At 40.1% G+C, this 20,991-nt stretch carries 21 protein-coding genes; 3 read left to right on the top strand and 18 right to left on the bottom strand.

Annotation, left to right across the window (positions count from 1 at the left end; genetic code table 11):
• The first annotated feature begins 2 nt into the window (after nucleotides 1-2).
• The 3 genes from FFS26_RS03990 to FFS26_RS03980 all read left to right on the top strand — a co-directional run bounded on the left by FFS26_RS03990 (nucleotide 3) and on the right by FFS26_RS03980 (nucleotide 3,088).
• The gene (locus FFS26_RS03990) at nucleotides 3-521 is read left to right on the top strand and encodes a DsbA family protein (protein ID WP_110011603.1); all 519 of its coding nucleotides are present in this window, start codon (nucleotides 3-5) and stop codon (nucleotides 519-521) included.
• A 51-nt stretch (nucleotides 522-572) separates the two neighbouring features.
• Nucleotides 573-1,394 (top strand): alpha/beta fold hydrolase, encoded by an 822-nt coding sequence (locus FFS26_RS03985; RefSeq protein WP_137904350.1) that lies wholly within the window; start codon nucleotides 573-575, stop codon nucleotides 1,392-1,394.
• Between the two features lie 134 nt (nucleotides 1,395-1,528).
• The gene (locus tag FFS26_RS03980; RefSeq protein ID WP_110011821.1) at nucleotides 1,529-3,088 is read left to right on the top strand and encodes a sigma-54 interaction domain-containing protein; all 1,560 of its coding nucleotides are present in this window, start codon (nucleotides 1,529-1,531) and stop codon (nucleotides 3,086-3,088) included.
• Here FFS26_RS03980 and FFS26_RS03975 read toward each other — a convergent pair.
• The 18 genes from FFS26_RS03975 to FFS26_RS03890 all read right to left on the bottom strand — a co-directional run bounded on the left by FFS26_RS03975 (nucleotide 3,067) and on the right by FFS26_RS03890 (nucleotide 20,876).
• Nucleotides 3,067-3,708, bottom strand: a complete 642-nt coding sequence (locus tag FFS26_RS03975; protein WP_110011822.1) for a TMEM175 family protein — start codon at nucleotides 3,706-3,708, stop codon at nucleotides 3,067-3,069. The two genes, FFS26_RS03980 and FFS26_RS03975, sit on opposite strands and share 22 nt — an antisense overlap.
• A gap of 116 nt (nucleotides 3,709-3,824) precedes the next feature.
• Nucleotides 3,825-5,177, bottom strand: coding sequence for a sigma-54-dependent transcriptional regulator (locus tag FFS26_RS03970; protein WP_110011823.1), 1,353 nt, complete (start codon nucleotides 5,175-5,177; stop codon nucleotides 3,825-3,827).
• Between the two features lie 12 nt (nucleotides 5,178-5,189).
• Nucleotides 5,190-7,457, bottom strand: a complete 2,268-nt coding sequence (locus FFS26_RS03965) for a histidine kinase dimerization/phosphoacceptor domain -containing protein (RefSeq protein ID WP_110011824.1) — start codon at nucleotides 7,455-7,457, stop codon at nucleotides 5,190-5,192.
• A gap of 45 nt (nucleotides 7,458-7,502) precedes the next feature.
• The gene (locus tag FFS26_RS03960) at nucleotides 7,503-8,168 is read right to left on the bottom strand and encodes a YoaK family protein (protein WP_137904349.1); all 666 of its coding nucleotides are present in this window, start codon (nucleotides 8,166-8,168) and stop codon (nucleotides 7,503-7,505) included.
• A gap of 4 nt (nucleotides 8,169-8,172) precedes the next feature.
• Nucleotides 8,173-8,646 (bottom strand): Dps family protein, encoded by a 474-nt coding sequence (locus FFS26_RS03955; RefSeq protein WP_137904348.1) that lies wholly within the window; start codon nucleotides 8,644-8,646, stop codon nucleotides 8,173-8,175.
• 1 nt (nucleotide 8,647) lies between these two features.
• The gene (locus tag FFS26_RS03950) at nucleotides 8,648-9,073 is read right to left on the bottom strand and encodes a DoxX family protein (protein ID WP_137904347.1); all 426 of its coding nucleotides are present in this window, start codon (nucleotides 9,071-9,073) and stop codon (nucleotides 8,648-8,650) included.
• Between the two features lie 12 nt (nucleotides 9,074-9,085).
• Nucleotides 9,086-10,975 carry an amidohydrolase gene (locus FFS26_RS03945; RefSeq protein WP_137904346.1) on the bottom strand — a complete coding sequence of 630 codons (1,890 nt, stop codon included), beginning with the start codon at nucleotides 10,973-10,975 and terminating at the stop codon, nucleotides 9,086-9,088.
• A gap of 6 nt (nucleotides 10,976-10,981) precedes the next feature.
• The gene (locus FFS26_RS03940) at nucleotides 10,982-11,725 is read right to left on the bottom strand and encodes a M17 family peptidase N-terminal domain-containing protein (protein ID WP_110011829.1); all 744 of its coding nucleotides are present in this window, start codon (nucleotides 11,723-11,725) and stop codon (nucleotides 10,982-10,984) included.
• A gap of 20 nt (nucleotides 11,726-11,745) precedes the next feature.
• Complete coding sequence (locus tag FFS26_RS03935; RefSeq protein ID WP_110011830.1) at nucleotides 11,746-13,134, bottom strand: alginate export family protein; 1,389 nt, start codon at nucleotides 13,132-13,134, stop codon at nucleotides 11,746-11,748.
• Between the two features lie 19 nt (nucleotides 13,135-13,153).
• Nucleotides 13,154-13,786 carry a hydrolase gene (locus tag FFS26_RS03930; RefSeq protein WP_110011831.1) on the bottom strand — a complete coding sequence of 211 codons (633 nt, stop codon included), beginning with the start codon at nucleotides 13,784-13,786 and terminating at the stop codon, nucleotides 13,154-13,156.
• 32 nt (nucleotides 13,787-13,818) lie between these two features.
• Nucleotides 13,819-14,730, bottom strand: coding sequence for an alpha/beta fold hydrolase (locus FFS26_RS03925; protein ID WP_110011832.1), 912 nt, complete (start codon nucleotides 14,728-14,730; stop codon nucleotides 13,819-13,821).
• A gap of 126 nt (nucleotides 14,731-14,856) precedes the next feature.
• Nucleotides 14,857-15,345, bottom strand: a complete 489-nt coding sequence (locus tag FFS26_RS03920; protein WP_137904345.1) for a MaoC family dehydratase — start codon at nucleotides 15,343-15,345, stop codon at nucleotides 14,857-14,859.
• A 27-nt stretch (nucleotides 15,346-15,372) separates the two neighbouring features.
• Nucleotides 15,373-16,194 carry an alpha/beta fold hydrolase gene (locus FFS26_RS03915; protein ID WP_137904344.1) on the bottom strand — a complete coding sequence of 274 codons (822 nt, stop codon included), beginning with the start codon at nucleotides 16,192-16,194 and terminating at the stop codon, nucleotides 15,373-15,375.
• Between the two features lie 309 nt (nucleotides 16,195-16,503).
• Entirely contained in the window at nucleotides 16,504-16,710 is a 207-nt protein-coding gene (locus FFS26_RS03910) for an ArsR family transcriptional regulator (RefSeq protein ID WP_110009802.1), read from the bottom strand.
• A 32-nt stretch (nucleotides 16,711-16,742) separates the two neighbouring features.
• Entirely contained in the window at nucleotides 16,743-17,543 is an 801-nt protein-coding gene (locus tag FFS26_RS03905) for a Cof-type HAD-IIB family hydrolase (protein ID WP_137904343.1), read from the bottom strand.
• Nucleotides 17,544-17,621: 78 nt separating this feature from the next.
• Entirely contained in the window at nucleotides 17,622-18,671 is a 1,050-nt protein-coding gene (locus FFS26_RS03900) for a UDP-glucose--hexose-1-phosphate uridylyltransferase (RefSeq protein ID WP_137904342.1), read from the bottom strand.
• Nucleotides 18,655-19,839: a galactokinase gene (gene galK / locus FFS26_RS03895; protein ID WP_137904341.1), complete on the bottom strand. Its 1,185-nt coding sequence runs from the start codon at nucleotides 19,837-19,839 to the stop codon at nucleotides 18,655-18,657. Before galK ends, FFS26_RS03900 begins: the two co-directional genes overlap by 17 nt.
• A gap of 164 nt (nucleotides 19,840-20,003) precedes the next feature.
• Nucleotides 20,004-20,876 (bottom strand): AraC family transcriptional regulator, encoded by an 873-nt coding sequence (locus tag FFS26_RS03890; protein WP_137904340.1) that lies wholly within the window; start codon nucleotides 20,874-20,876, stop codon nucleotides 20,004-20,006.
• Nucleotides 20,877-20,991 lie beyond the last annotated feature (115 nt).

The following is a 20,991-nucleotide window of genomic DNA, read 5'->3' as shown; positions in this document are numbered from 1 at the left end:
TTATGTCACTTAAACCATCAGTCAGCAATGCTGACCACACTCAGGGCAGCTCAGATGCCAGCTTAGTCATTGTAGAATACGGGGATTATCAATGTCCTTACTGCGGAGCAGCCTATCCGGTTCTTAAAGAGTTAATGAAAGAATTCGGAGATCAGATCAGATTTGTATTCAGAAATTTTCCTCTGTCAGAAATGCATCAGTATGCAAGAACGGCAGCACTGGCGGCAGAAGCGGCAGCTTTGCAGGGAAAATTCTGGGAAATGCATGATGCCATTTATGAAAACCAGGAATATCTGAATGCTGATCTTCCGTTAAAGCTTGCAGAAAAACTGGGATTAAATATCCCTCAGTTCAAAGTTGATATTCATAAGAAGGAATTGGCAGAAAAGGTAGACTCGGACTTTGAAAGCGGCATCATCAGCGGAGTCAACGGAACGCCTTCATTTTTCATTAATGGAAATAAATTCAATGGCGGTGCAGAAGACCTTTTCCAGTTGGTACGTGAAAATACTGCCTATTAATCAGAAAAATATTTAAACAAAATCAATTTATAACATTAAAAATAAACAACAATGAGCACATTAACATTAAAAGACGGAACAGAAATTTTTTACAAAGATCAGGGGCAAGGCCCGGTATTAATGTTTCACCACGGATGGCCTTTATCATCAGACGATTGGGATGCACAGGTGATTTTCTTTTTACAGAAAGGCTACAGAGTGGTTACCCACGACAGAAGAGGCCACGGGCGTTCCAGCCAGAATATTTATAATCATACTATTGAACAATACGCTTCTGATGCCGCTGAGCTGGTTGAATTTTTAGACCTGAAAGATGTTGTACACATCGGACATTCAACAGGTGGTGGTGAAGTGATCCGTTATGTTAACAAATATTCAAACGGGAGAGCTAAGAAAGCGGTTTTAATCAGTGCCATTCCACCGGTAATGGTGAAAAGTGAGAATAATCCTGACGGCGTTCCTATGGAAGTTTTCGACAATATCAGAGAACAGACGATGAACAACAGAAACCAGTTTTATTATGATCTGACTTTCCCTTTCTACGGCTACAACAGAGAAGGTGCAAACGTAAAGGACGGAGTACAGAGAAACTGGTGGAGACAGGGACTGATGGGTGGAATTGTTGCTCATTATGACGGGATCAAAGCTTTTTCAGAAACCGATTTAACCGAAGACTTAAAAGCAGTTGACATTCCTGTTCTGGTGATGCATGGCGAAGATGACCAGATCGTTCCTATTGCCAATGCGGCATTAAAATCAATTAAATTATTAAAGAATGGAAAACTGATCACGTATCCGGGATTCCCTCACGGTATGCCGACTACAGAGCATCCAACCATCAACAAAGACCTTCTTGAATTTATCAGATCTTAAAAAACAATCTCTTTTTCAATATATTGAAGATGAACTTTACTAGTTCATCTTTTTTTATTTCAGGTATTGTAACCACTCACATGCAGATCTTTTTCAATTTTTCCTATCTTTAAACTTTCAAGTAAGAATTTTCTATGAGTAAGCCTTCTGATCCCAATGCAGAAATGATGAAACGCCTGCAGGAAATGCAGAAAGAACAGCTTATGATTTCCCGTTTAACCAAAGAGTTGTCTACCATTTTAGATAAGAAACAGCTTCAGCTTGTTATCAACACATCTTTCAAAACTGAACTGGGATTCAATGATTGTATGATGATCAGGGATGTAAAAGGAAATATTGAAATATTAGGCAGCGGGACTGAAAATCAGAATCATACCACAGACCAACAGCTTGACAGGTATGTAAAAAACTGTCTTGATTCTGCGGAGCCTCTTCTTTTTGATCTTAAAGAACTGTCACCCCTTCCTTCCTGTTTTACCAAAGCTAAAAATTCGGGGATGCGGATGGCTGTCGGATTGGGACTGCCAGCTGTCAGTGAAAGTAAAAATGTACTCTTTCTTTTCTACAAAAGCTTTATTTCAAGAGATACTGTTCCGGAAAGAATTTTAAACGGTATTTCTCCCCAGCTTTCCATTACCCTTCATAACATTGATGTTCAGGAGCAATTGAAAACATTTCAGGGAAATATTCGGAATTTCCCGAAAGAAGTTGAAGAAGAAAAGAAAAGCGAACACGGCTTTCATGGAATTGTGGGGCAAAGCGAAGCGATGCAGCTCATTTTCGAAAAGATATCGCAGGCAGCTCCATCACAATCCAACGTGATTATCTTTGGAGAGACGGGTACGGGAAAAGAACTTATAGCACAGGCGGTTCATAAACTTTCAGAATTTTCGGGAAAGAAGATGATCAGGATAAACTGTGCGGCTATTCCTGCCAACTTAATAGAATCTGAACTCTTTGGTCATGAAAAAGGAAGCTTTACAGGAGCAACTGAACAAAGAAAAGGAAAGTTTGAGCAGGCTCACAACAGCACTATTTTTCTCGATGAAATTGGTGAACTACCTTTGGAATTACAAGCGAGGCTTCTGCGGGTTCTTCAGGAAAAAGAAATCGAAAGAATCGGGGGAAACAAAAGAATAAAGGTTAATGCGCGGATCATTACGGCCACCAACAGGAATCTTGAAAAAGAAGTGGCGGAAGGTCGGTTCAGAAGTGATCTTTTTTACAGGCTGAATGTATTTCCTATCCATCTTCCTGCCTTGCGGGAAAGAAAAGAGGATATTCCTTTACTGGCAGACTATTTCCTGGAGAAATTATACCCGAAAACAGGCAAAAAGATTAATGGTTTTTCTCAAAACGTAGTAAAAATGATGATTGCCAATCCATGGCTGGGTAATATCCGTGAACTGGAAAATATGATTGAAAGAAGTATGCTGACGGCAAAAGGAGATATCATCAGAGAAATGGATTTTCCGAAAGTTATGAACGCTCAAAACGCAGAACAGGATTTTCAGGTTAAAACATTGCAGCAATTTGAAAAGGAATATATTTTAAAAATAATCAAAAAATGTAACGGCCGTATTTTCGGGGAAACAGGTGCGGCGAAACTGCTGGGATTACCACCTACAACACTTATTTCCAAAATGCAGAAACTTGGAATAGAGAAAAAGCACTATTTCAGGGGATCTGAATAATGTTTGTCAAGCCCCATTTCTATTTTCCCGGAAGACAGTGCCCAGAAAATCCAGAGTCCTAAAATGATCATCAGGGAAACTGCCGGAATCCAGAATGACAGGATTAATGCAATAATATAAATAGGAAGCCCGTACAGGTAATTATTATGGATCTTTTTTATAGCAGCATCGGTAATACCTGGACGTAAAAGTTTTTTGTTACGGGTAGCCAGAAACCATAATAAATTGTAAGCAAGATTGATCAGAACAAAAATACCGGTATAGAGGCCCACGACAACAGAAGAAGCTTCACCGTCAAAATACCTTGCCAGCAAAGCGGTAGGATAAGAAACTGCTGAAACAAGGAAAAGGATCAGTCCATTCGCAAACATAATTTCCGAATTCCGGCTGTAGATCTGTTTGAAGATCTTATGATGATTTACCCACATGATGAAAATGCTGAAAAATGAAAGGATAAATGCCAGAAATGCCGGCCATTGATTCTTCAGAAAGACCAGCAGATCATTTCCGTTCTGTATTGAGTTCTCTTCAGGAAAGTGAAGATCCAGCACCAAAAGTGTAACGGCTATTGCAAAAACACCATCACTGAATCCTTCTATTCTGAGTGTTTCTTTTTCCATAATTACCTGATTGATTTATGATTGTAAAGGCATAATAATTTTACCCTCAAATTATTTGAAGAGTAATTATTAAAAAATTGAAAGAAAATATGGTCTCCGGCTAGCTTTCCCCTGAATTATTTATAGCCTTTGTCAATTCCCAGTTTTTTCATTTTGGAATATAAAGTCTGAGCTTGTATTTTCAACAGCTCTGCAGCACCGCCCGGCCCGGAAACTTTTCCGCCGGAAGTCTGAAGCGCATTCATGATGTGATCTCTTTCCATATCTTCCAATGATTTCAGCGGCCCTTGTGTTTCTGTAGGTTTTTCAATAATTTCAGGCAGATCGAAACGTTCTATTTCCGTAGTTTTGGCCAGAAGAACACTTCTTTCAATAAGATGCTCCAGTTCACGGATATTTCCCGGCCAGTGATAATTCAACAGCTGTTCCAGTGCTTTTTCACTGATAGAAGTGATATTTCTTCTTGAAGCAGCGGTATATTTATTCAGGAAAAAATGGGCCAGCAATACAATATCTTCCTTTCTTTCTCTCAACGGAGGCAGTTCAATAGGGAAAACATTCAAACGGTAATACAGATCCAGCCTGAATCTTCCTTCCGCCACTTCTTTTTCCAGAGAACGGTTGGTCGCTGCCACAATTCTTACGTTTACTTTAACCGTATTATTTCCTCCGAGCCGTTCGATTTCTTTTTCCTGTAAAACCCTCAGCAGTTTAACCTGTGAATCCAGTGGCAGCTCCCCTATTTCATCCAGGAAAACGGTTCCACCGTTGGCTTGTTCAAACTTTCCGATCCTCAATGTATTGGCTCCGGTAAAGCTTCCTTTTTCGTGTCCGAAAAGCTCGGATTCGATAAGCGCATGCGGCAGTGCAGCACAGTTGACCACAACAATAGGATGGGCTTTACGTTCTGAAAGCTCATGAACGGAATGGGCCACTTTTTCCTTTCCCGTTCCGCTTTCCCCAACCACCAGAACAGACGTATCTGTAGGAGCCACTACCCTTATTTTCTCAACGACATCCTGAAGTACTTTGCTTTTTCCGATAATTCCTTCAATGACTTCGTTATTTCCGGTATCAGTACACAATTCACAGCCTCTTTCCATGTCATAGCGGTATCTGGCAATATCAAGCATAACAATCATATCACGCTCCCGGAAGGGTTTTACCATAAATCCGTAGGGCTGTGTTTCTTTCACCGCTTCCAGGATAGATTGGTTGGTATTGGCTGAAATATAAAGAAAAGGCAGGTGCATTTCACGCAGTTCCCAGGCGAGATCAATTCCTGTAAGATCACCTTTTAAGATGATATCAAGAAGTACCCAATCCGGCTTGTTGTCTGCAATCAGTTTCCTGGCCTGAACCACTGAAGATGCAATTCCAGTGACCTGATAGCCGGCCTTCATCAGCATCAGTTTCAGATCATTGGCTACAATAAATTCATCTTCTACAATTAATATTTTTTCTTTCATAATAATCAGCCTTTAATTTGAAGGAGTTATTTCTGTATTTTTTCTGAAGGTAATGGTGACTTTTAAGCCCCCTTTATTTTCGAGATGGAAGGTTCCGTCCAGCTGATCGGTAAGTCCACGCATCAGATTCATCCCCAAAGATTCTGTTTCCTCGATATTGAAATCTTCGGGAAGTCCTACTCCATTATCTGAAATCATCAGTTCACAAAGATCTTCGCCGGTATTTTTAAATGAAACAAAAACTTCCCCTTTCCGGTCATCCGGAAATGCATATTTTACGGTATTATTGACTGCTTCATTGACGATCAATCCCATCGGAACGGCCTGTGCCACATCAAGAAATACTTTATCGGTATCTACTGTAAAGTTGATTTTCCTGTCAGATGAATAACATTCTTTGATATAGGTAATCAGCTCGTAAATATACCACGACATGTCAATCATTGAAAGATTATCAGACTGATAAAGTTTCTGATGGATAAGAGACATGGCATGCATTCTGTGCTGGCTGTTCTGGATGGCCATCAGGGCATCTTCATTGTCCAGATAAGCCGACTGCGTATTGAGCAGGCTGATCACAATCTGCAGGTTATTTTTAACCCTGTGATGGATTTCCTTTAAGAGCCATTCTTTCTCGGAAAGTAATTTTTTCAGCTGTTCATTCTGTGCATCAATCTGCTTACGTTTCAGTTCAAGGTTTTTATTGGCATTGCTTTTTAATCTTGAACGGTTATACAGCAAAGCAGCAAAAAGGATCAGCGCCAGAATACTTCCGATGAAAACATATCTGATAAAAGTATCATTGGCAATTTTAATATCCTGCAGTTTTGCTTTCTGGGTCAGCAGCTGAATGTTTTTATCCTTCTGCTCCGTCTCAAACTGAATTTTAAGGCTGTTGATCTGTTTGCTTTTTTCACCGTTAAAAACGGAATCGGAAAGCTTTTTGTACAGCTGATAATGCTGTATGGCGTCAAGGTATTTTCCCTGTATGGAATCTGCTTTGAACCACATTAAATGGTTTTCCGAGCGAAGCATATCATTTCCGTTATTTTTGGCTATTGAATCAAAAAGTCTGGCTTCACGGTACATTTTATCAAAATTCCGGGTCTGGTAATGATAGAAAACAAAGCTCCGCAGCAATGAGGCCTGCTGGTTATTTTTTTCTGCATTTTCACCATAATAGGCTACCAGTTTTTTGTAGTAGGCTTCCGCTTCGTTAAACTGCTTTAGAATAGTGTAGGTGCTGAAAAGGATATAGTTTTCCGACATTTCAAAATTCTGATCAACAATGGGATACCTTTCTCTGTACTCCTGAATCATGGTAATAGCCTGCTTAAACTTTTTCTGCCTGATCAGCATTGTAGAAATATTATTGGCTACCGTTCTTATATAGCCGTTATCTTTGTTTTTCTTTGCCGTGGCCAGTGATTTTTCCCAATACTTCATGGCATCGTCATTCTTACGGAGGTAATAATACACCATTCCGATATTGCTGTAAATAGAGCACATCTGCAAAGAATAATCATTCATACTTTCGGCTGTTTTTTCTGCCAGAAGACCATAGCGGAGTGCTTCCTCATAATCTGCCTTCTGAATTTCAACCTGGGAGATAAGGTTATAAACGCTCTGTAATTCTTTGAATTTCACAGACTGATAAACAGACAGGGATTGTTTGAGCAATCCCAGAGCCTTATCAGCATTTTCCTTGATGTAGTAAAGTTCACCCAGATCTTTTAAAACACCTGCCTGATTCAGTTTTGATCCTGAGTTCTTAAACAGTTCCAATGCTTTTTCTTTCAGTTTGATTTTAGTATCAAAATATTCGGGTTTATTGTCATACATATATGATAATTCATTGTATGCTTCTCCGGCCTGCTCTTTAAAATGATTTTTTTCAAAATAAGAAAGCGCCTGTTTCATGTTGGAAAAAGCAATCGTTTTACGGCCTCTTTCTTTATCTATTTTGGCATCCAGAAATATGATTTTTCCGGCAGACAACGGATCCCCGGATTTCATATTGAGTGCTTTTGCCTGTAGGTTCAGAATAGCGGCACTGTCGAGGTCAGCTTTCAACTCTCCTTTTTTAGTAATATAATAGTTACTCAGACGCAGCAATAAAGCGATTTTCTGAGTAGTATTGGTGGAAGAGGAAATCTGTTTTCTCAACAGTGCAGGATTTTCCTGGGTCTGTGCTTTTACACTGCATGAAAACATCAAAACCAACGAAAAAAATACTATCCTTAGTAGATTTTTAGATAAAAAATAAAGGCCGAAATTCATTTTTTAAAGGTAATCTATTATCCTGTAATCTGCCATAGTCCTGTGCTAGTTTTTACGGTGGTAAAAATAACAGATAATCATTGCCAGTCCGGGTAAAATCAGTGTTACCAACCCATATTGTTTTCCTGCATAAGCTCCTAAAAAACAACCTACCAGAAATCCAAGAATGGTAATCAGCTGTTTCTTCAGGCTTGCCCATGCTTCAGGGTGGTGAAAGCCGCTTGATAGGAGTGTTCCGAAATCCAGGGAAGCCTGGGTTACATTTCCTGTCATCATGGTAGTCGGGCCATGGGTTTCCTTTGCATACAGCTTCCCGAAAGCATTCTGAAGCCCCATTGCAAAAACGGTAATCATAGCCATAGTATACATCACGACTTCTGAAAACATTCCGTAGTAACTGAAAACGGCAACAATCATTCCGGCCGACAAAAGCAGTGCTCCTTCCCAGAATAGCAGCGTATAATGGTTCATGACTTTTCCGGCAATCCTCCCTCCTGCCATAACCGCTAGAATAAAGACCGGAAACGTAAGCAGCTTTACCCACGCATGCATATCAGATCCCTTCACAAACTGATAGGCAAAGACAATAAAGTTGCCCGTAACATGCGCCGAAAAAAGGGCATCTGCCGATACAAAAGTCACGGTATCGCAATATCCGGCAATCATGGTTAACATTAAGGTGACAAAGCCGATATTATGTTTTACTTCCATTTTTCTATTTTAAATGTGAACGGAGCATCCAGGCCATTTTCTCATGGGTTTCCAGCAATCCTGTGATATAATCGCTTGTTCCTGAATCACGGAATTCAACAGCGAAATTTTCAATATTTTCACGAAGATGAATGATGATGCTTTCGTGGTCGGAAAGAAGTGCTCTGATGTAAGTCAGACTGTCGTTCGATTCCAGGTGATGCTCAGACAAATGGGTTAATGCAAGATATTCCCTTAAAGTTGCCGGAGCATAATGCCCCAGCGTCCTGATTCTTTCCGCCAGATCATCGATGATGTCATCCAGCTGTCCGTATTGTGTTTCAAAAAACAGGTGTTTATTGTAAAAATCCGGTCCTTCCACATTCCAGTGTGCTTTTCTTGTTTTGGTATACAATACAAATTCGTCTGCTAAAGTGGTAACCAGTACTTCAGCAACTTTTGCTAAATTTTCGTTTTTAATTCCGATTGAAGTTTTCATTTTATAAAATATTTAATAAGTAATAATCAAGTGAATATCTTCCTGCTCCCAATGCAAGAATCAGTAACAGGGACAGCGTATACATAAAAGGAACGTCCCGTACTTCCAGTGAATCTTTTCTGTGAACCACAAAATATCCGATAGCCGTTACCCCGATGGTCGGTAAAACGGCAAGCCTGGTTCCCAATCCTGAAATAATCAGAAACGGAACCACCAGATCAGCAAATGAAGCGACTATGGCATTGAGTTGATCAGGCAATCCCAGAGGGTTTGGAATGACTTCCCTTTGTCCGTTTTCCAGCCTGAATTTCTTTAAGCCGTGCACTCTGAACAATTGAATCGCAAGGAGTACCCGGAAAACTAGGAATGAGGCATCATTGAATGGTGAACCTAAATCTGATGAAAGGATCTGTTTTAAAATTTCCATATATATTGATCGTTAAAAAGCAAAGCACGAACAGCCTAAAGCTCCCCAGAATGTGTGGTAATTATTAACGGGCACATTGCTCATTCTTGCCTGGTTATGGTTATGATGATGGATATCGCAGCTTCCTGCACAGCTATGAATCTGTGAGGTCAGCGGTGCTTTTAGATCCTGTTTTGCATTTTTCTCGATTTCTCTCTGAAAATGTCCGCTTGCAGGGTAATATCCGTTGTAAAGATTCGTTGGAGACCAATCCGGAAGCACAGGGACAGATGGTGGTGCATAGGATGAGAATGTTCCTTTGGCATAGACTATTTTCCCGTCTACAATGGTCATTTCCGCTTCAATATTTTTGATCTCTTCATCATCAACCGTGAAATAATCCTGATCAAGAACGGCCAGATCAGCAAACATTCCTACTCTGATATCACCTTTTTTCTGCTGTTCCTGAGAGAACCATGCGCTGCCTTTTGTGTACAGTTCCAATGCAGTTGCTCTGTCCAGCTTTGTTTCATGATACAATTGAAGTCCGCCAACGGTTTTTCCTGCGGTCAGCCAATACATTGAAACCCAAGGATTATAGCTGCTTACTCTTGTAGCATCCGAACCTCCGCCTACAGGAACTCCCATTTCCAGCATTTTTTTTACGGGTGGTGTACTTTCTGCGGCACCAGAACCATAACGGTCTGCAAAATATTCTCCCTGGTAAGCCATTCTGCTCTGGATGGCGATTCCGCCGCCAAGCATTTTCACTCTTTCAATATTTTTTTCATCAATGGTTTCTGCATGATCAAAAATCCATGGAAGACCATTGAAGGGAATATCGCGGTTTACTTTTTCAAAAACATTTAAAAACCGGGTGATGCTTTCATTATAGGTGGCATGAAGCCTGAATGGCCAGCGGTTTTCTACCAGTAAACGGACCACTTTTTCAAGATCTGCTTCCATGTTTTCAGGCAGATCCGGTCTTGGCTGAAGAAAATCTTCAAAATCGGCTGCCGAAAATACGAGCATCTCTCCTGCCCCGTTGTGGCGGTACATATCATCGCCCTGATATAATTTTACTGTGTCGATCCAATCGCTGAAATCTTCAAATTCATGCTGTGGTTTCTGGGTAAAAAGATTATAGGCAATTCTTACCGTAAGCTGTTTTTTCTCATTCAGTTCGTTCACCACCTGATAATCGTCCGGAAAATTCTGGAATCCTCCGCCGGCATCAATGACGCTGGTAATTCCGAAGCGGTTCAGTTCTGTCATAAAATGTCTGGTAGAATTCAGCTGGTGGTCGTAGGAAAGCTTCGGGCCTTTTGCCAGTGTTGAATATAAGATCATGGCATTAGGTGTCGCAATAATCAGTCCTGTGGGTTCACCATTAGCATCTCTTTCAATATGTCCGCCTGCCGGAGCCGGGGTATCTTTAGTAAATCCTACAACTTTCAATGCTGCCCTGTTCATTAAAGCCCTGTCGTATAAATGCAGGATAAAAACAGGTGTTTCCGGAGCAATGGCATTAATTTCCTCCAAAGTAGGCATCCTTCTTTCTGCAAACTGGAATTCGGACCACCCTCCCACAACACGTACCCATTGTGGGGAAGGCGTACGGTTTACCTGGTCTTTTAACATTCTGAGCGCATCGGCCAGTGACGGAACTCCGTCCCATCTTAATTCCAGGTTGTAATTCAATCCGCCACGGATCAGGTGAATGTGAGAATCATTGATTCCCGGCACTACTCTTTTCTTTTTAAGATCAATCAGTTCTGTGGATTCATCTGCGAACTGATCTGCCAGTCCGTCATTTCCAACCGCGATAATCTTCCCGTCTTTAATGGCTACTGCAGAAACTTCCGGAGTTTCTTTATTGAAAGTGCGTATTTTTCCGCTGTATACGATAAGATCTGCTTTCATCTTTAATTATTTGGTGTTCAATTTCGAAATAGCTTCCTGAATTCCTCCTCCGGCAACGGTGAAAAAAGATGGCCCGGCCAATAGAATCAGTTTTTTTAATTTCATTTTATCGGATAAATGCTGAGTATTTAAATAAGACTGGGCACGATAGGCGTCAAAGGCACCCAAGACCACATTTTCTGCCACCAGAGCTGTCGGAGAATCAATTCCTGCATCTTTGATATCGCTGGCAAATGATGCGGTATGTACCTGCAGTTTCAAAGCTTCTCTCATCGCAACACTTCCTACCTCTTTCATGAGTCCGGCATCGAAAAAGTTTCTGTTCCCCAGGCCTATCAACAGCAGTTTTCCGGAGGCAAGGCTTCCTTTCGGAGGATTAATTAATAAGGTTTCCAGGGCATGTCCTTTGAACTGTCCTTTTTTACGGACTTCTGTAATAATTCCTTTGAGAGCCTCATCCAGATGAACCATGCCGTTGAGTTCTTTGGGAAGCGCCGGCGGATTAAAAATATCTCCTTCCGTATACTCGAAAACACAGGCGATCTGTAAATGTGCTTTGGCGGCAGAAGGTCCCTGAACCAGCCCTACAACGGAAATTCCGTCAACAGTTCCCCATGTTTTTGAGGTTCCAATAGCTGTTTTTTCTGCAGCAGCCTGTGCTGAAACGAATTGGGTTCCCGCAGTTGCCAACACCAATACTGTAAAGAGTGTTTTTGACCAATTGATGTATTTTGAAATTGAATTTTGCATAATAAATGATTTAGTAATGATTAAAATTTGAATCCCAGCCGGACATTCCAGAAAACACCGCTTTTGGCATCCTGAATGATATCTTCGATAAAAGGTCCTTTGTGGAAATACTGAAGTCCGCTCACCAAAGAGAAATGTTTGTTGAAATTATAGGTAAAGCTTGTTAGATAAGCCGTTCCGATATACCTTTTATCTGAGCTGCTTCCGGGACGGTTCAATGCTCCGCTTGGCCGGTAAACGCCATCATTCAGGGAATATCGCCAGTTGAAGACAACATCCATCTGCATTTTGAGTCTGGAAGTCAGATCAAGGGTCATATACGGGTGAATATCAATTAAATTGACGGGTCCCACCTGCGGGCTGAAGCCGAAATACCCTCCTTTCGGATATAAAGGATTAAATGTATTGAGCTTGCCGTCATTTTTACAATGATCTCCTGATATATAGTCGTTTCTCAGATTGATGCTTGGCTTGAATGTGAAGTTTTCAAAGAGATATCCTACATCCACAGAGCCCGTCCAGGCACTAATCTTTTCGTTTCCAAAGCGTCCGAACTGATAGGCCGCTTCCAGGTTATAGATAAATCCGCCGCCATATTTCCAGAGTCTTCCACCAACTGTGTGGCGCTTTTCTCTTGCTGTTCCAGCTTCAAAAACAGATTCATCTCTACGGATTCCGAGATAATACAGATCCAGATTTCCGGCTTCAGGAATAATGATTTTGGAATAAAGCCCCCAAAGATTAAGCTGCTTTGAAATGGTATTATCAAAAACGCCGGTATTGACAGAGTCTGCCATCATTGCGAAAGCATCTACGGAAACATTTTTATAGGAATACATGATTTTAGCTCCTGTAAAAGACAACCTTGCATTCGGTCCTTCCCTTACAGAAATTAATCTGCCGGACCCGTAGTCCAGCTCCTGTCTTCCCAGTCTCACTATCAGCTTCTGGTCTTGCTTATTCACCAAACCTGCATCCAGAAAGAGATTCTGAATACTCAGCTGGTCTTCATCAATCCCTCTTGAACCGTTTTTTCTTCCATTTTGCAAAGCACTTCTGATCTGTGAAAATATTCTGAAGTTTTTCCCGAAATGCCAGTCTGCATGAAGGTCATAGCGTTGGAGGAAAAAGTCGTTGTGTCCTATATTAAGCCGTCCCCAATCTTCGTTGTTGAAATCCACATATTCATACCTTGCCTCGCCACCCCATGAGAGATAGATATCTTTCTTTTCATTGAGAGGGAGATATTTAATGTTATCATAAAAGCTCTTTGTGGAATCTTTCAGGTATTCATAATTTTCGTCATACCGCAGAAGTTTAAAGCTCTGGGAGGATAAAGTTTCAGAACATAAAAGAACTGTTATGAAAAAAGCTTTTAAAAACAGTATTGAAGGTGCAGATTTCAACATTGAAAATGGTATATAGATTTTAATGGTTCAGCATATGGTGAGCATAGTGGATCCCTAATCCGTAAGAACTGCCATATTTTTTCATAAGGTCAGTTACAGGACCATAGGTTTCCTGGCGTGCCCAGTCTCTCTGAAGTTCCAGGATATACTGAATGGAAGTCATGGGCTTTACTCCTGAATGGATCATTCTCTGTACCGCTCTTTCGTGCGCTTCATCGCTTACATCACCACAGGCGTCGGTAATGACATACACGTCATAGCCCTCCTCAAGTGCAGACAAAGCTGGTCCTACGATACAGACACCTGTCCAAAGCCCCGCGAAAACCAGTTTTTGCTTCTGGGTTGCTGTAATAGCTTTATATGCGGCTTCATCTTCCCATGTATTCATCGTTGTTCTGTCGATATATCCTGAAGTTGCCATAGGAAATGCTTCCTCAATTTCAGGGAAAACGGGACCTGAAAAACTTTGTTCGGCAACTGTGGTAACGATAGTCGGAACATTGAATATTTTAGAAGCTCCACACAGTACTGCAACGTTATTGCGCAGCTCATTCATGGAGATACTTTTGGTGGCAAATGCCATTTGTCCTTCAAAATCAATTAATACCAGTGCATGGTTTTCAGGAGAAAGTAGTTTTGATGATGGTTTCATAAAGTTTATTTAGATGTTATTTAGTTTGAATTTTATTGCTTAAGAAATTTTAATAATTCTTCATTGAATTTGTCTTTTTCTTCGAGGAACAGTGCATGTCCGCTGTTTTCAAAAGGAATAAGCTTGGATCCTTTAATAGCTTTGTTCATTTGCTCTGCTAAAGCATAAGCCACTATCCTGTCCTGTTTTGCCTGCATGATAAGGGTCGGAATCTTGATTTTGGGTAAATCTCCACGAAGGTCTTCGTCTCTTAAAGCGATTAAAGCCTGCTCCATTGCATAAGCGGAGGACTGCATTTCAATCCCTCCCAGCCAGGTACCTACACCTGGTGAAACAGAAGTTGCGGATAAAACAAATCTTTCACCTATCGTGTTCAGTAATCCCGGTCTGTCTACGCTTACAAGGTCTACCCATTTGGTAATGTCTTCTTTCGTAAATAAAGGATAAGGATAATCCGGTTTTTTGGTATGAACAGGGGCAGCAGCAGCGAACAATGCCAATTTACTGACATGGGCACTGTTGTATTTCGCCACGTAATGCAAAGCAATCGCACCACCCATAGAATGGCCGCCCAACGTAGCATCTTTGATATCCAATTTGTCTAAAACAGTTTTGATATCAGAAGCAAACTGGTCATAATCATATTTTCCATAAGGCTTGTCCGACTGGCCAAACCCTCTCAGAGTGATTCCTATAACCCGATAACCCGCTTTGATTAAAGGAAGATACTGATACTCCCACGAAACATCACTTACCGGATAACCGTGGATTAAAACAACTGGCTTACCTTCTCCAAGGTCGGAAATATGAAGCCTTACATTAGGTTCCACTTCGATATATTCTGCTCTGGCTTTTGTGGATTTTGCCGTATTTTGAGCATTGGCACCAGTTAAGAATACCGTTGACAATAGCACGGCGGCACCAAGAATTGATTTTAGTTTCATAATGATGATATTTAATGGCTGATTTTTTGACAGATTTATTGTAAACATGTCAAAGTGGTATTGAATCAGCTGCCTTCCCTAAAAGGTTCTCCATATAAAAAGAAGACAGCAGATTCAAAAAAGAAATTATCTTTTTAGTAAATATTTATGCTGCCCTTCAAGAACGAGTTCAGATTTTTGGTTATAGACTCTCACTTTTGTGGTCACTATACCTTTGTCTTCCTGTGGCGTTAAATCGGTAATTTCCAACGAAGAATACAGCGTATCTCCTGAATGTACCTCTTTCAAAAAATGACATGATAATTCTAAAAAAGCAATAAAAACACTTCCGAAGTAATGAGGCAAAAGAGTGGCACCTGGTGCGGTAAAAGCCAATACCTGCAACCCGTGAACTACCGGAGCTTCATGGCCGTATCTTTTTGCATATTCCACATCGTAATGAATCGGATGATTATCACAGGAAACCGTTTGAAAAGCTGAAGCATGTGCATCGGTAAGAGTCCTGCTTGGCGCTCTGAACACTTCACCTACTTTCAGTTCATCGAACGTACGGGCCAGAACAATAGCAAAATCTTCAGGATTGAATGCCGGTTCGTGAGTTTTTGAGTTTTCCATATTTTTTGGATTTGAATGGAATGCTGATTATTCTGTGATAAAAGCTAAAATATCTTTGTTGATGGTTGGATGCTCTGTAGTCGGCATACCGTGAGGGAAACCAGGATATGTGATCAGCTTTCCGTTCTTCAGTAATTTGGCTGATTTTATCGCTGAATTTTCAATCGGTACAATCTGGTCATCTTCACCATGCATCACCAGAACAGGAATGTCAACTGCTTTTAAATCTTCGGTTAAATCGGTTTCAGAAAAGGCTTTGATCCCATCATAATGAGCAACAATTCCTCCCATTAATCCCTGTCTCCACCAGTTTCTCTGTATTCCGTCTTTTACATCAGCACCTTCCCTGTTGTAGCCATAGAACGGAATAGTAAGATCATAATAAAACTGATTTCTGTTGTTCATCGTCTGTTCTCTGATATTGTCGAAAACTTCCATAGGAACGCCGTCAGGATTATTCTCACTCTTCACCATTACCGGTGGAATGGCGCTGATCAGAACCGCTTTCTTAGCTCTCCCGTTTGCATATTTGTTAACATAACGGATCACTTCACCACCGCCTGTTGAATGCCCGATGTGGACAACATCTTTCAGATCTAAGAATTCAACCAGTTCTGCAGCATCAGAAGCATATTGTTCAATAGTGTGGTTGTAGATATTCTGGCTGGAACGCCCGTGGCCTCTTCTGTCGTGGGTAACCACTCTGTAGCCTTTCTGTAAAAAGAAAATCACCTGTGCATCCCAATCGTCTGATGATAGAGGCCATCCGTGGTGAAACATTAATACAGGTCCTTCTCCCTGATCTTTGTAAAAAATTTCTGTTCCGTCTTTTAATGTTAATGTGCTCATTGTTGTACTATTTTTTGAATTAAACTTATGAGCATAATGCCAAAAAACAACCCAAAACAACAAATCAATTGATTTTCAATACATTATTAAAAACAACCAGTAAATAATACTACGAAATATCGTATTATTATAATTCACCCATTACTATTTATATAAAAAACATAGAAATGTAAGCATATAAAACATCCAAAAACATGCGGTACAAATCTAAAATTCATACTTACATACAATTAAAAACAAAAAAATCAGACTCACGTCTGATTTTTTAAATATATACTATTTGTAATACCGAAAAGCTATGATGAGCCGTTATTCTGCCTTTATTTGTGACAGATCAAGACCCAGTTTTGTAAATTCTTCCTGTCCTTTCTCTGTAATATAATAGTGACGGTCTGCAGGATTTTCTTTGGCAATCCAGCCTTTCTCAACGAATTGTTCTAAAAGAAGCTGTCCCAGTTTTCCACCGATATGCTCATAGCATGTTTTGGCGGGCTTTCTGCCGGTTGATGTATTCATATTATTAGTTTAATTGGTGTTATATGGATGTACTAATTCAAATGCAGATAATCCTTAATCGTTTTCAGAACTCCGAAGCTGTCATTGGTGCATGCTTCAAAATTGGCTACCTGTTTTACATTCGGATGGGCATTTTGCATAGCGTAAGAATATTTGGCATTCTTAAGCATTTCTATATCGTTCATATAGTCTCCGAAAGCCATCGTATTTTCAGGTGAGATTCCCAGCGATTTCTGAAGGATTTTCAGCGCATTTCCTTTATTGATATCCTTATTCATAACATCCAGCCAATGCGCTCCTGAAACCACTATTTCCAACCCGAATTCTTCAAATTTTTTCAGTGCTGGATACAGATATTTTTCCGAGCCATCCGGGTGATAAACTGCTATCTTAAAGGCGGTATCATCAATTCTTTCTGTAAGATCGTCTTTTTTCATATTTTCAGTATAGTACTTTGAGAAAAAATCCACAAACTGCTGATCTTCAGTTTCATAATACGCCATCTTTTTGGCTGATAATACGGCTTTGGCACCCGGTATTTCACGGACCGCTTTAATAATTTCAACGATATATTTGTATTCCAGTGTGTCGGCAAAAAGTTCCTGATCTTTATAGATGACATAACCTCCGTTTTCAGCAATAAAACCGATCTCACTTTCTATTTCTCCGAAATAATGGGTAATTCCCGGCATCTGTCTTCCGCTTGCCGGCACAAATACAATATTTCTTTTTTTCAGTTCTTTATAAACTTCTGAAAACTCAGGGCTCATTTCATGGCTGGAGTTGAGAAACGTCCCATCCATGTCCGTCACAATTAATTTAATCTCTTCCATAATTTTATTGGGAAAAACGATATTCTGTATATTGCAGAATCATAATTCTGCTTATTCTTTTCAAAGATATTGATTTTATTATTTTTTCTTATAATGAATGGTGGGAAGGTTTCTTAATATTGCGGCACTCTGTTCCGGGGTGATGTCCCGCTGAGGCTCTGCAAGCATTTCATATCCTACCATAAATTTTTTTACTTCCGCACTTCTGAGCAGCGGAGGATAAAAGTGCATATGAAAATGCCATTCCGGATGTTCTTTACCATCTGTCGGAGATTGGTGAATTCCCGCAGAATAAGGAAATGACGTTTCAAAAAGGTTGTCATATATTGTGGTCAGATCCTTGAGTACTGATGCAAAAGATTCTTTTTCCGCTTCAGAAAATGCCGCAATATTTTCTCTTTTCTGTTTGCTGATCATCATTGTTTCATAAGGCCACGATGCCCAAAACGGCACCAATGCGGCAAAGTGTTCATTTTCTGTGACGATGCGTTCGCCAGCTGCGATTTCCTGCTCAAGATAGTCTTCCAGCAATGTTCTTTTATTCTTTTCAAAATACGATTTCAGCTGATTCTGGGTTTTCTGAACCATTGCCGGAATGGACGACTGCGCCCATATCTGACCGTGCGGATGAGGGTTGCTGCAACCCATGATGCTTCCTTTATTTTCAAAAATCTGAACATAATTGATATGGTCGAGAGCGGCCAGCTCATTGAATTGTTCCTGCCATACATCCACTACATTTTTGATGTGTTCCACAGACATTTCCGGTAAGGTAAGGCTGTGATTTTCAGAAAAACAAACGACCCTGTTGATGCCGCGTTCCGGAAGAAGGGTAAAAAATCCTGACTGTTGCTCAGAAAAATCAATTTCTTGATTTAGTAATGCTCCAAAGTCATTGTTAAAGACATAGGTTCCTTTATATTCAGGGTTTCGGTCTCCGTTAGCACGAATATTTCCTGAACAGAGATAGCAATGCGGGTCATATTCAGGACGGTTTTCTGCTACTGTTTCTTCTCTCTGCCCCTGCCATGGACGGTTTGCCCGTTGTGGGGAAACGAGTATCCATTCATCCAAAAGAGGATTGTATCTTCTGTGGGGATGTTTTTTAGGGTCAAATAATGTATTCATTGGTGTATTCTTTTATCCCGTCTGAAATTTTAACCTGATAAACTTTCATTTGGATATTAAAACTTTCCAGATATTTTTTACTGATATTTTTAATCACTTCTTCAGCTTTATCTTCCTGAATCAGGTTGATGCTGCAGCCACCAAAGCCTCCTCCCATCATTCTTGCTCCCAGCACACCTTCATGCTGCAATGTGTTTTCAACCAAAAAATCAAGTTCATCGCAGCTGACCTCAAATTCAGTGGACAGCCCGGCGTGGGTTTCCGTAAGAAGTGTTCCCAGATATTCAATATTCCCTTCTGAAATAGCTTTTGCTGCCATGTCCACTCTTTTGATTTCTTTCAGAATATAGAGGCATCTTTTATATGAAATACTTCCCATTTCTTCTCTTACATGATCAAGCATTGCCAACGTAAAATCCCTGAATTTTTCGATTTCCGGAAAATTTTTCCATAAAACTTTTTTACCATGCTCAACATCTTTGCGTCTTTCGTTATAGCCGGATGTCAAGTGGGTATGCTTCACGCAGCTGTCGAAAAGCAAAAGGCTGTATCCCTTGAGGTCAGCATCAAAATATTGATGTTCCAGGGAATGACAGTCGAGCATAATCACTTTATTTTCTTTACCGAAAATGGAGGCAAACTGATCCATAATTCCGCACTGAACTCCTGCAAAAGTATGTTCGGATTTTTGCCCGATCACGGCAATCTCTTTTTTTGACAGCCGGAGATCAAAAAGTTCATTAAGGATATACGCAAAACCGCATTCAAGAGCTGCCGAAGAGGAAAGTCCGGATCCCATCGGGATGGTGCTACTGAAAACAATTTCCATTCCGCAAAATTGATTTTCGGGTTTCTGCAGCTGACTGAAAACGCCCAGAATATAGTTTGCCCACATTTGCCGTACCGGTTTTATCTCCGCTGTGACATCAAATGTATATTCTTCTCCGAGATCCTTAGCTATGATGGTACAAAGGTTTGTCTGAGGGAGTTTACGGACAGCAAAACAGATGTATTTATCTATAGCAGCCGGCAATACAAAGCCATCGCTATAGTCTACATGCTCGCCGATAATATTAATTCTGCCGGGAGAAAGGAAAATGTGTTCTGGCTCTTCTTTGAATTCGGTCCTAAACTTTTGTAGGGTTGGTTTAATTAATTGTTCATGCATATTAATCTTATCTGACAAAACAGATCCTGGTGGTTTTACGGATAAAACTACTGAGTTTATAACACAGAATCATACGTTTATGAATTTTACTTATAAATGTTAAATATACACTTATATTTTAATACATCATAATGCTTCACAGAAATTTTAGATCAGCTTATCAACTACTCCATGAAATAATTAAATTCTTTACGGTATTGTGAGGGGCTTTTTTGGATATATTCTTTAAAAGTCCTGTTAAAATAACTGAAGTTATTAAACCCCGATTCAAAGCAAACTTCCGTAATACTCAAAGGCTGTTCTGCCAGAAGTTTGAGGGCATGGGTAATTCTGTATTCGTTAACAAACTGCGTAAAGGTTTTATTGGTAATTTTTTTAAAATACCGGCAAAAAGACGGTACTTTCATATTGGCAAGATCAGCCACTTCTTCAAGGGTTATGGCTTCTTTGAAATGATCTTTAACGTAATTGAATATAAGATTGATTCTTTCATTGTCTTCAACCTGTGTCTGAAGGTAATATTTTCCTGCATTTAAAATCCTGTAATCCTGAGTCACAGACAGTTCATCCAATATTTTCAGAAATCTGCACAGCTTGTCGAGGGAGGAAGCTTCATGCATCTCCGTAATCTCTTTCCCGATTGTTTTCTTCACTTCTTCCCCGAATACGATTCCTGCCTTTGATTTTTCAAGCAGTGCCGAAATCCTTTGCATTTCAGGAATATTCCAGATCGGTTCTCCTAAAAAATCAGGCTTAAACTGAATCACCATTTCATACTCATTATGTGTACTTTCATTGGTCAGTCCGCAATGCGGAAGATTGCTTCCTATCAGTACAAGATCTCCTTCAGAAAAATAAGTGATACTGCTTCCGATCTGTCTTTTCCCGGAACCTTTGCATACAAAAATCAGCTCAACCTCGGGATGGTAATGCCAGACATGTGATTTTATATTTTCATTAGTCAGAAATTTAAGGCTGGTAAAACTGCTTCCTATAGTAGGTCTTACCGCCTCAAAAGAAGGATTTACATGTTTCATAGGCCAAATACAAATAATTTCATATGCAAAATTAACAAATAATACATTAATATCATTAAAAAAGGTTAATATAGTACATTAATATGAAAATTTAATTATAGCCTGAGAATTATTG

Origin of the sequence: Chryseobacterium sp. 2VB, assembly GCF_005503635.1 — a bacterium.
Lineage (GTDB): Bacteria > Bacteroidota > Bacteroidia > Flavobacteriales > Weeksellaceae > Chryseobacterium > Chryseobacterium cupriresistens.
The sequence above is the reverse complement of the archived record's forward strand: the minus strand, read 5'-3'. Positions and strand labels throughout refer to the sequence as shown.

Coding starts and splice junctions, on each gene's coding strand:
- FFS26_RS03990 (WP_110011603.1), top strand. CDS start 3: ATGTCACTTAAACCATCAGTCAGCAATGCTGACCACACTCAGGGCAGC.
- FFS26_RS03985 (WP_137904350.1), top strand. CDS start 573: ATGAGCACATTAACATTAAAAGACGGAACAGAAATTTTTTACAAAGAT.
- FFS26_RS03980 (WP_110011821.1), top strand. CDS start 1,529: ATGAGTAAGCCTTCTGATCCCAATGCAGAAATGATGAAACGCCTGCAG.
- FFS26_RS03975 (WP_110011822.1), bottom strand. CDS start 3,708: ATGGAAAAAGAAACACTCAGAATAGAAGGATTCAGTGATGGTGTTTTT.
- FFS26_RS03970 (WP_110011823.1), bottom strand. CDS start 5,177: ATGAAAGAAAAAATATTAATTGTAGAAGATGAATTTATTGTAGCCAAT.
- FFS26_RS03965 (WP_110011824.1), bottom strand. CDS start 7,457: ATGAATTTCGGCCTTTATTTTTTATCTAAAAATCTACTAAGGATAGTA.
- FFS26_RS03960 (WP_137904349.1), bottom strand. CDS start 8,168: ATGGAAGTAAAACATAATATCGGCTTTGTCACCTTAATGTTAACCATG.
- FFS26_RS03955 (WP_137904348.1), bottom strand. CDS start 8,646: ATGAAAACTTCAATCGGAATTAAAAACGAAAATTTAGCAAAAGTTGCT.
- FFS26_RS03950 (WP_137904347.1), bottom strand. CDS start 9,073: ATGGAAATTTTAAAACAGATCCTTTCATCAGATTTAGGTTCACCATTC.
- FFS26_RS03945 (WP_137904346.1), bottom strand. CDS start 10,975: ATGAAAGCAGATCTTATCGTATACAGCGGAAAAATACGCACTTTCAAT.
- FFS26_RS03940 (WP_110011829.1), bottom strand. CDS start 11,725: ATGCAAAATTCAATTTCAAAATACATCAATTGGTCAAAAACACTCTTT.
- FFS26_RS03935 (WP_110011830.1), bottom strand. CDS start 13,134: ATGTTGAAATCTGCACCTTCAATACTGTTTTTAAAAGCTTTTTTCATA.
- FFS26_RS03930 (WP_110011831.1), bottom strand. CDS start 13,786: ATGAAACCATCATCAAAACTACTTTCTCCTGAAAACCATGCACTGGTA.
- FFS26_RS03925 (WP_110011832.1), bottom strand. CDS start 14,730: ATGAAACTAAAATCAATTCTTGGTGCCGCCGTGCTATTGTCAACGGTA.
- FFS26_RS03920 (WP_137904345.1), bottom strand. CDS start 15,345: ATGGAAAACTCAAAAACTCACGAACCGGCATTCAATCCTGAAGATTTT.
- FFS26_RS03915 (WP_137904344.1), bottom strand. CDS start 16,194: ATGAGCACATTAACATTAAAAGACGGAACAGAAATTTTTTACAAAGAT.
- FFS26_RS03910 (WP_110009802.1), bottom strand. CDS start 16,710: ATGAATACATCAACCGGCAGAAAGCCCGCCAAAACATGCTATGAGCAT.
- FFS26_RS03905 (WP_137904343.1), bottom strand. CDS start 17,543: ATGGAAGAGATTAAATTAATTGTGACGGACATGGATGGGACGTTTCTC.
- FFS26_RS03900 (WP_137904342.1), bottom strand. CDS start 18,671: ATGAATACATTATTTGACCCTAAAAAACATCCCCACAGAAGATACAAT.
- galK (WP_137904341.1), bottom strand. CDS start 19,839: ATGCATGAACAATTAATTAAACCAACCCTACAAAAGTTTAGGACCGAA.
- FFS26_RS03890 (WP_137904340.1), bottom strand. CDS start 20,876: ATGAAACATGTAAATCCTTCTTTTGAGGCGGTAAGACCTACTATAGGA.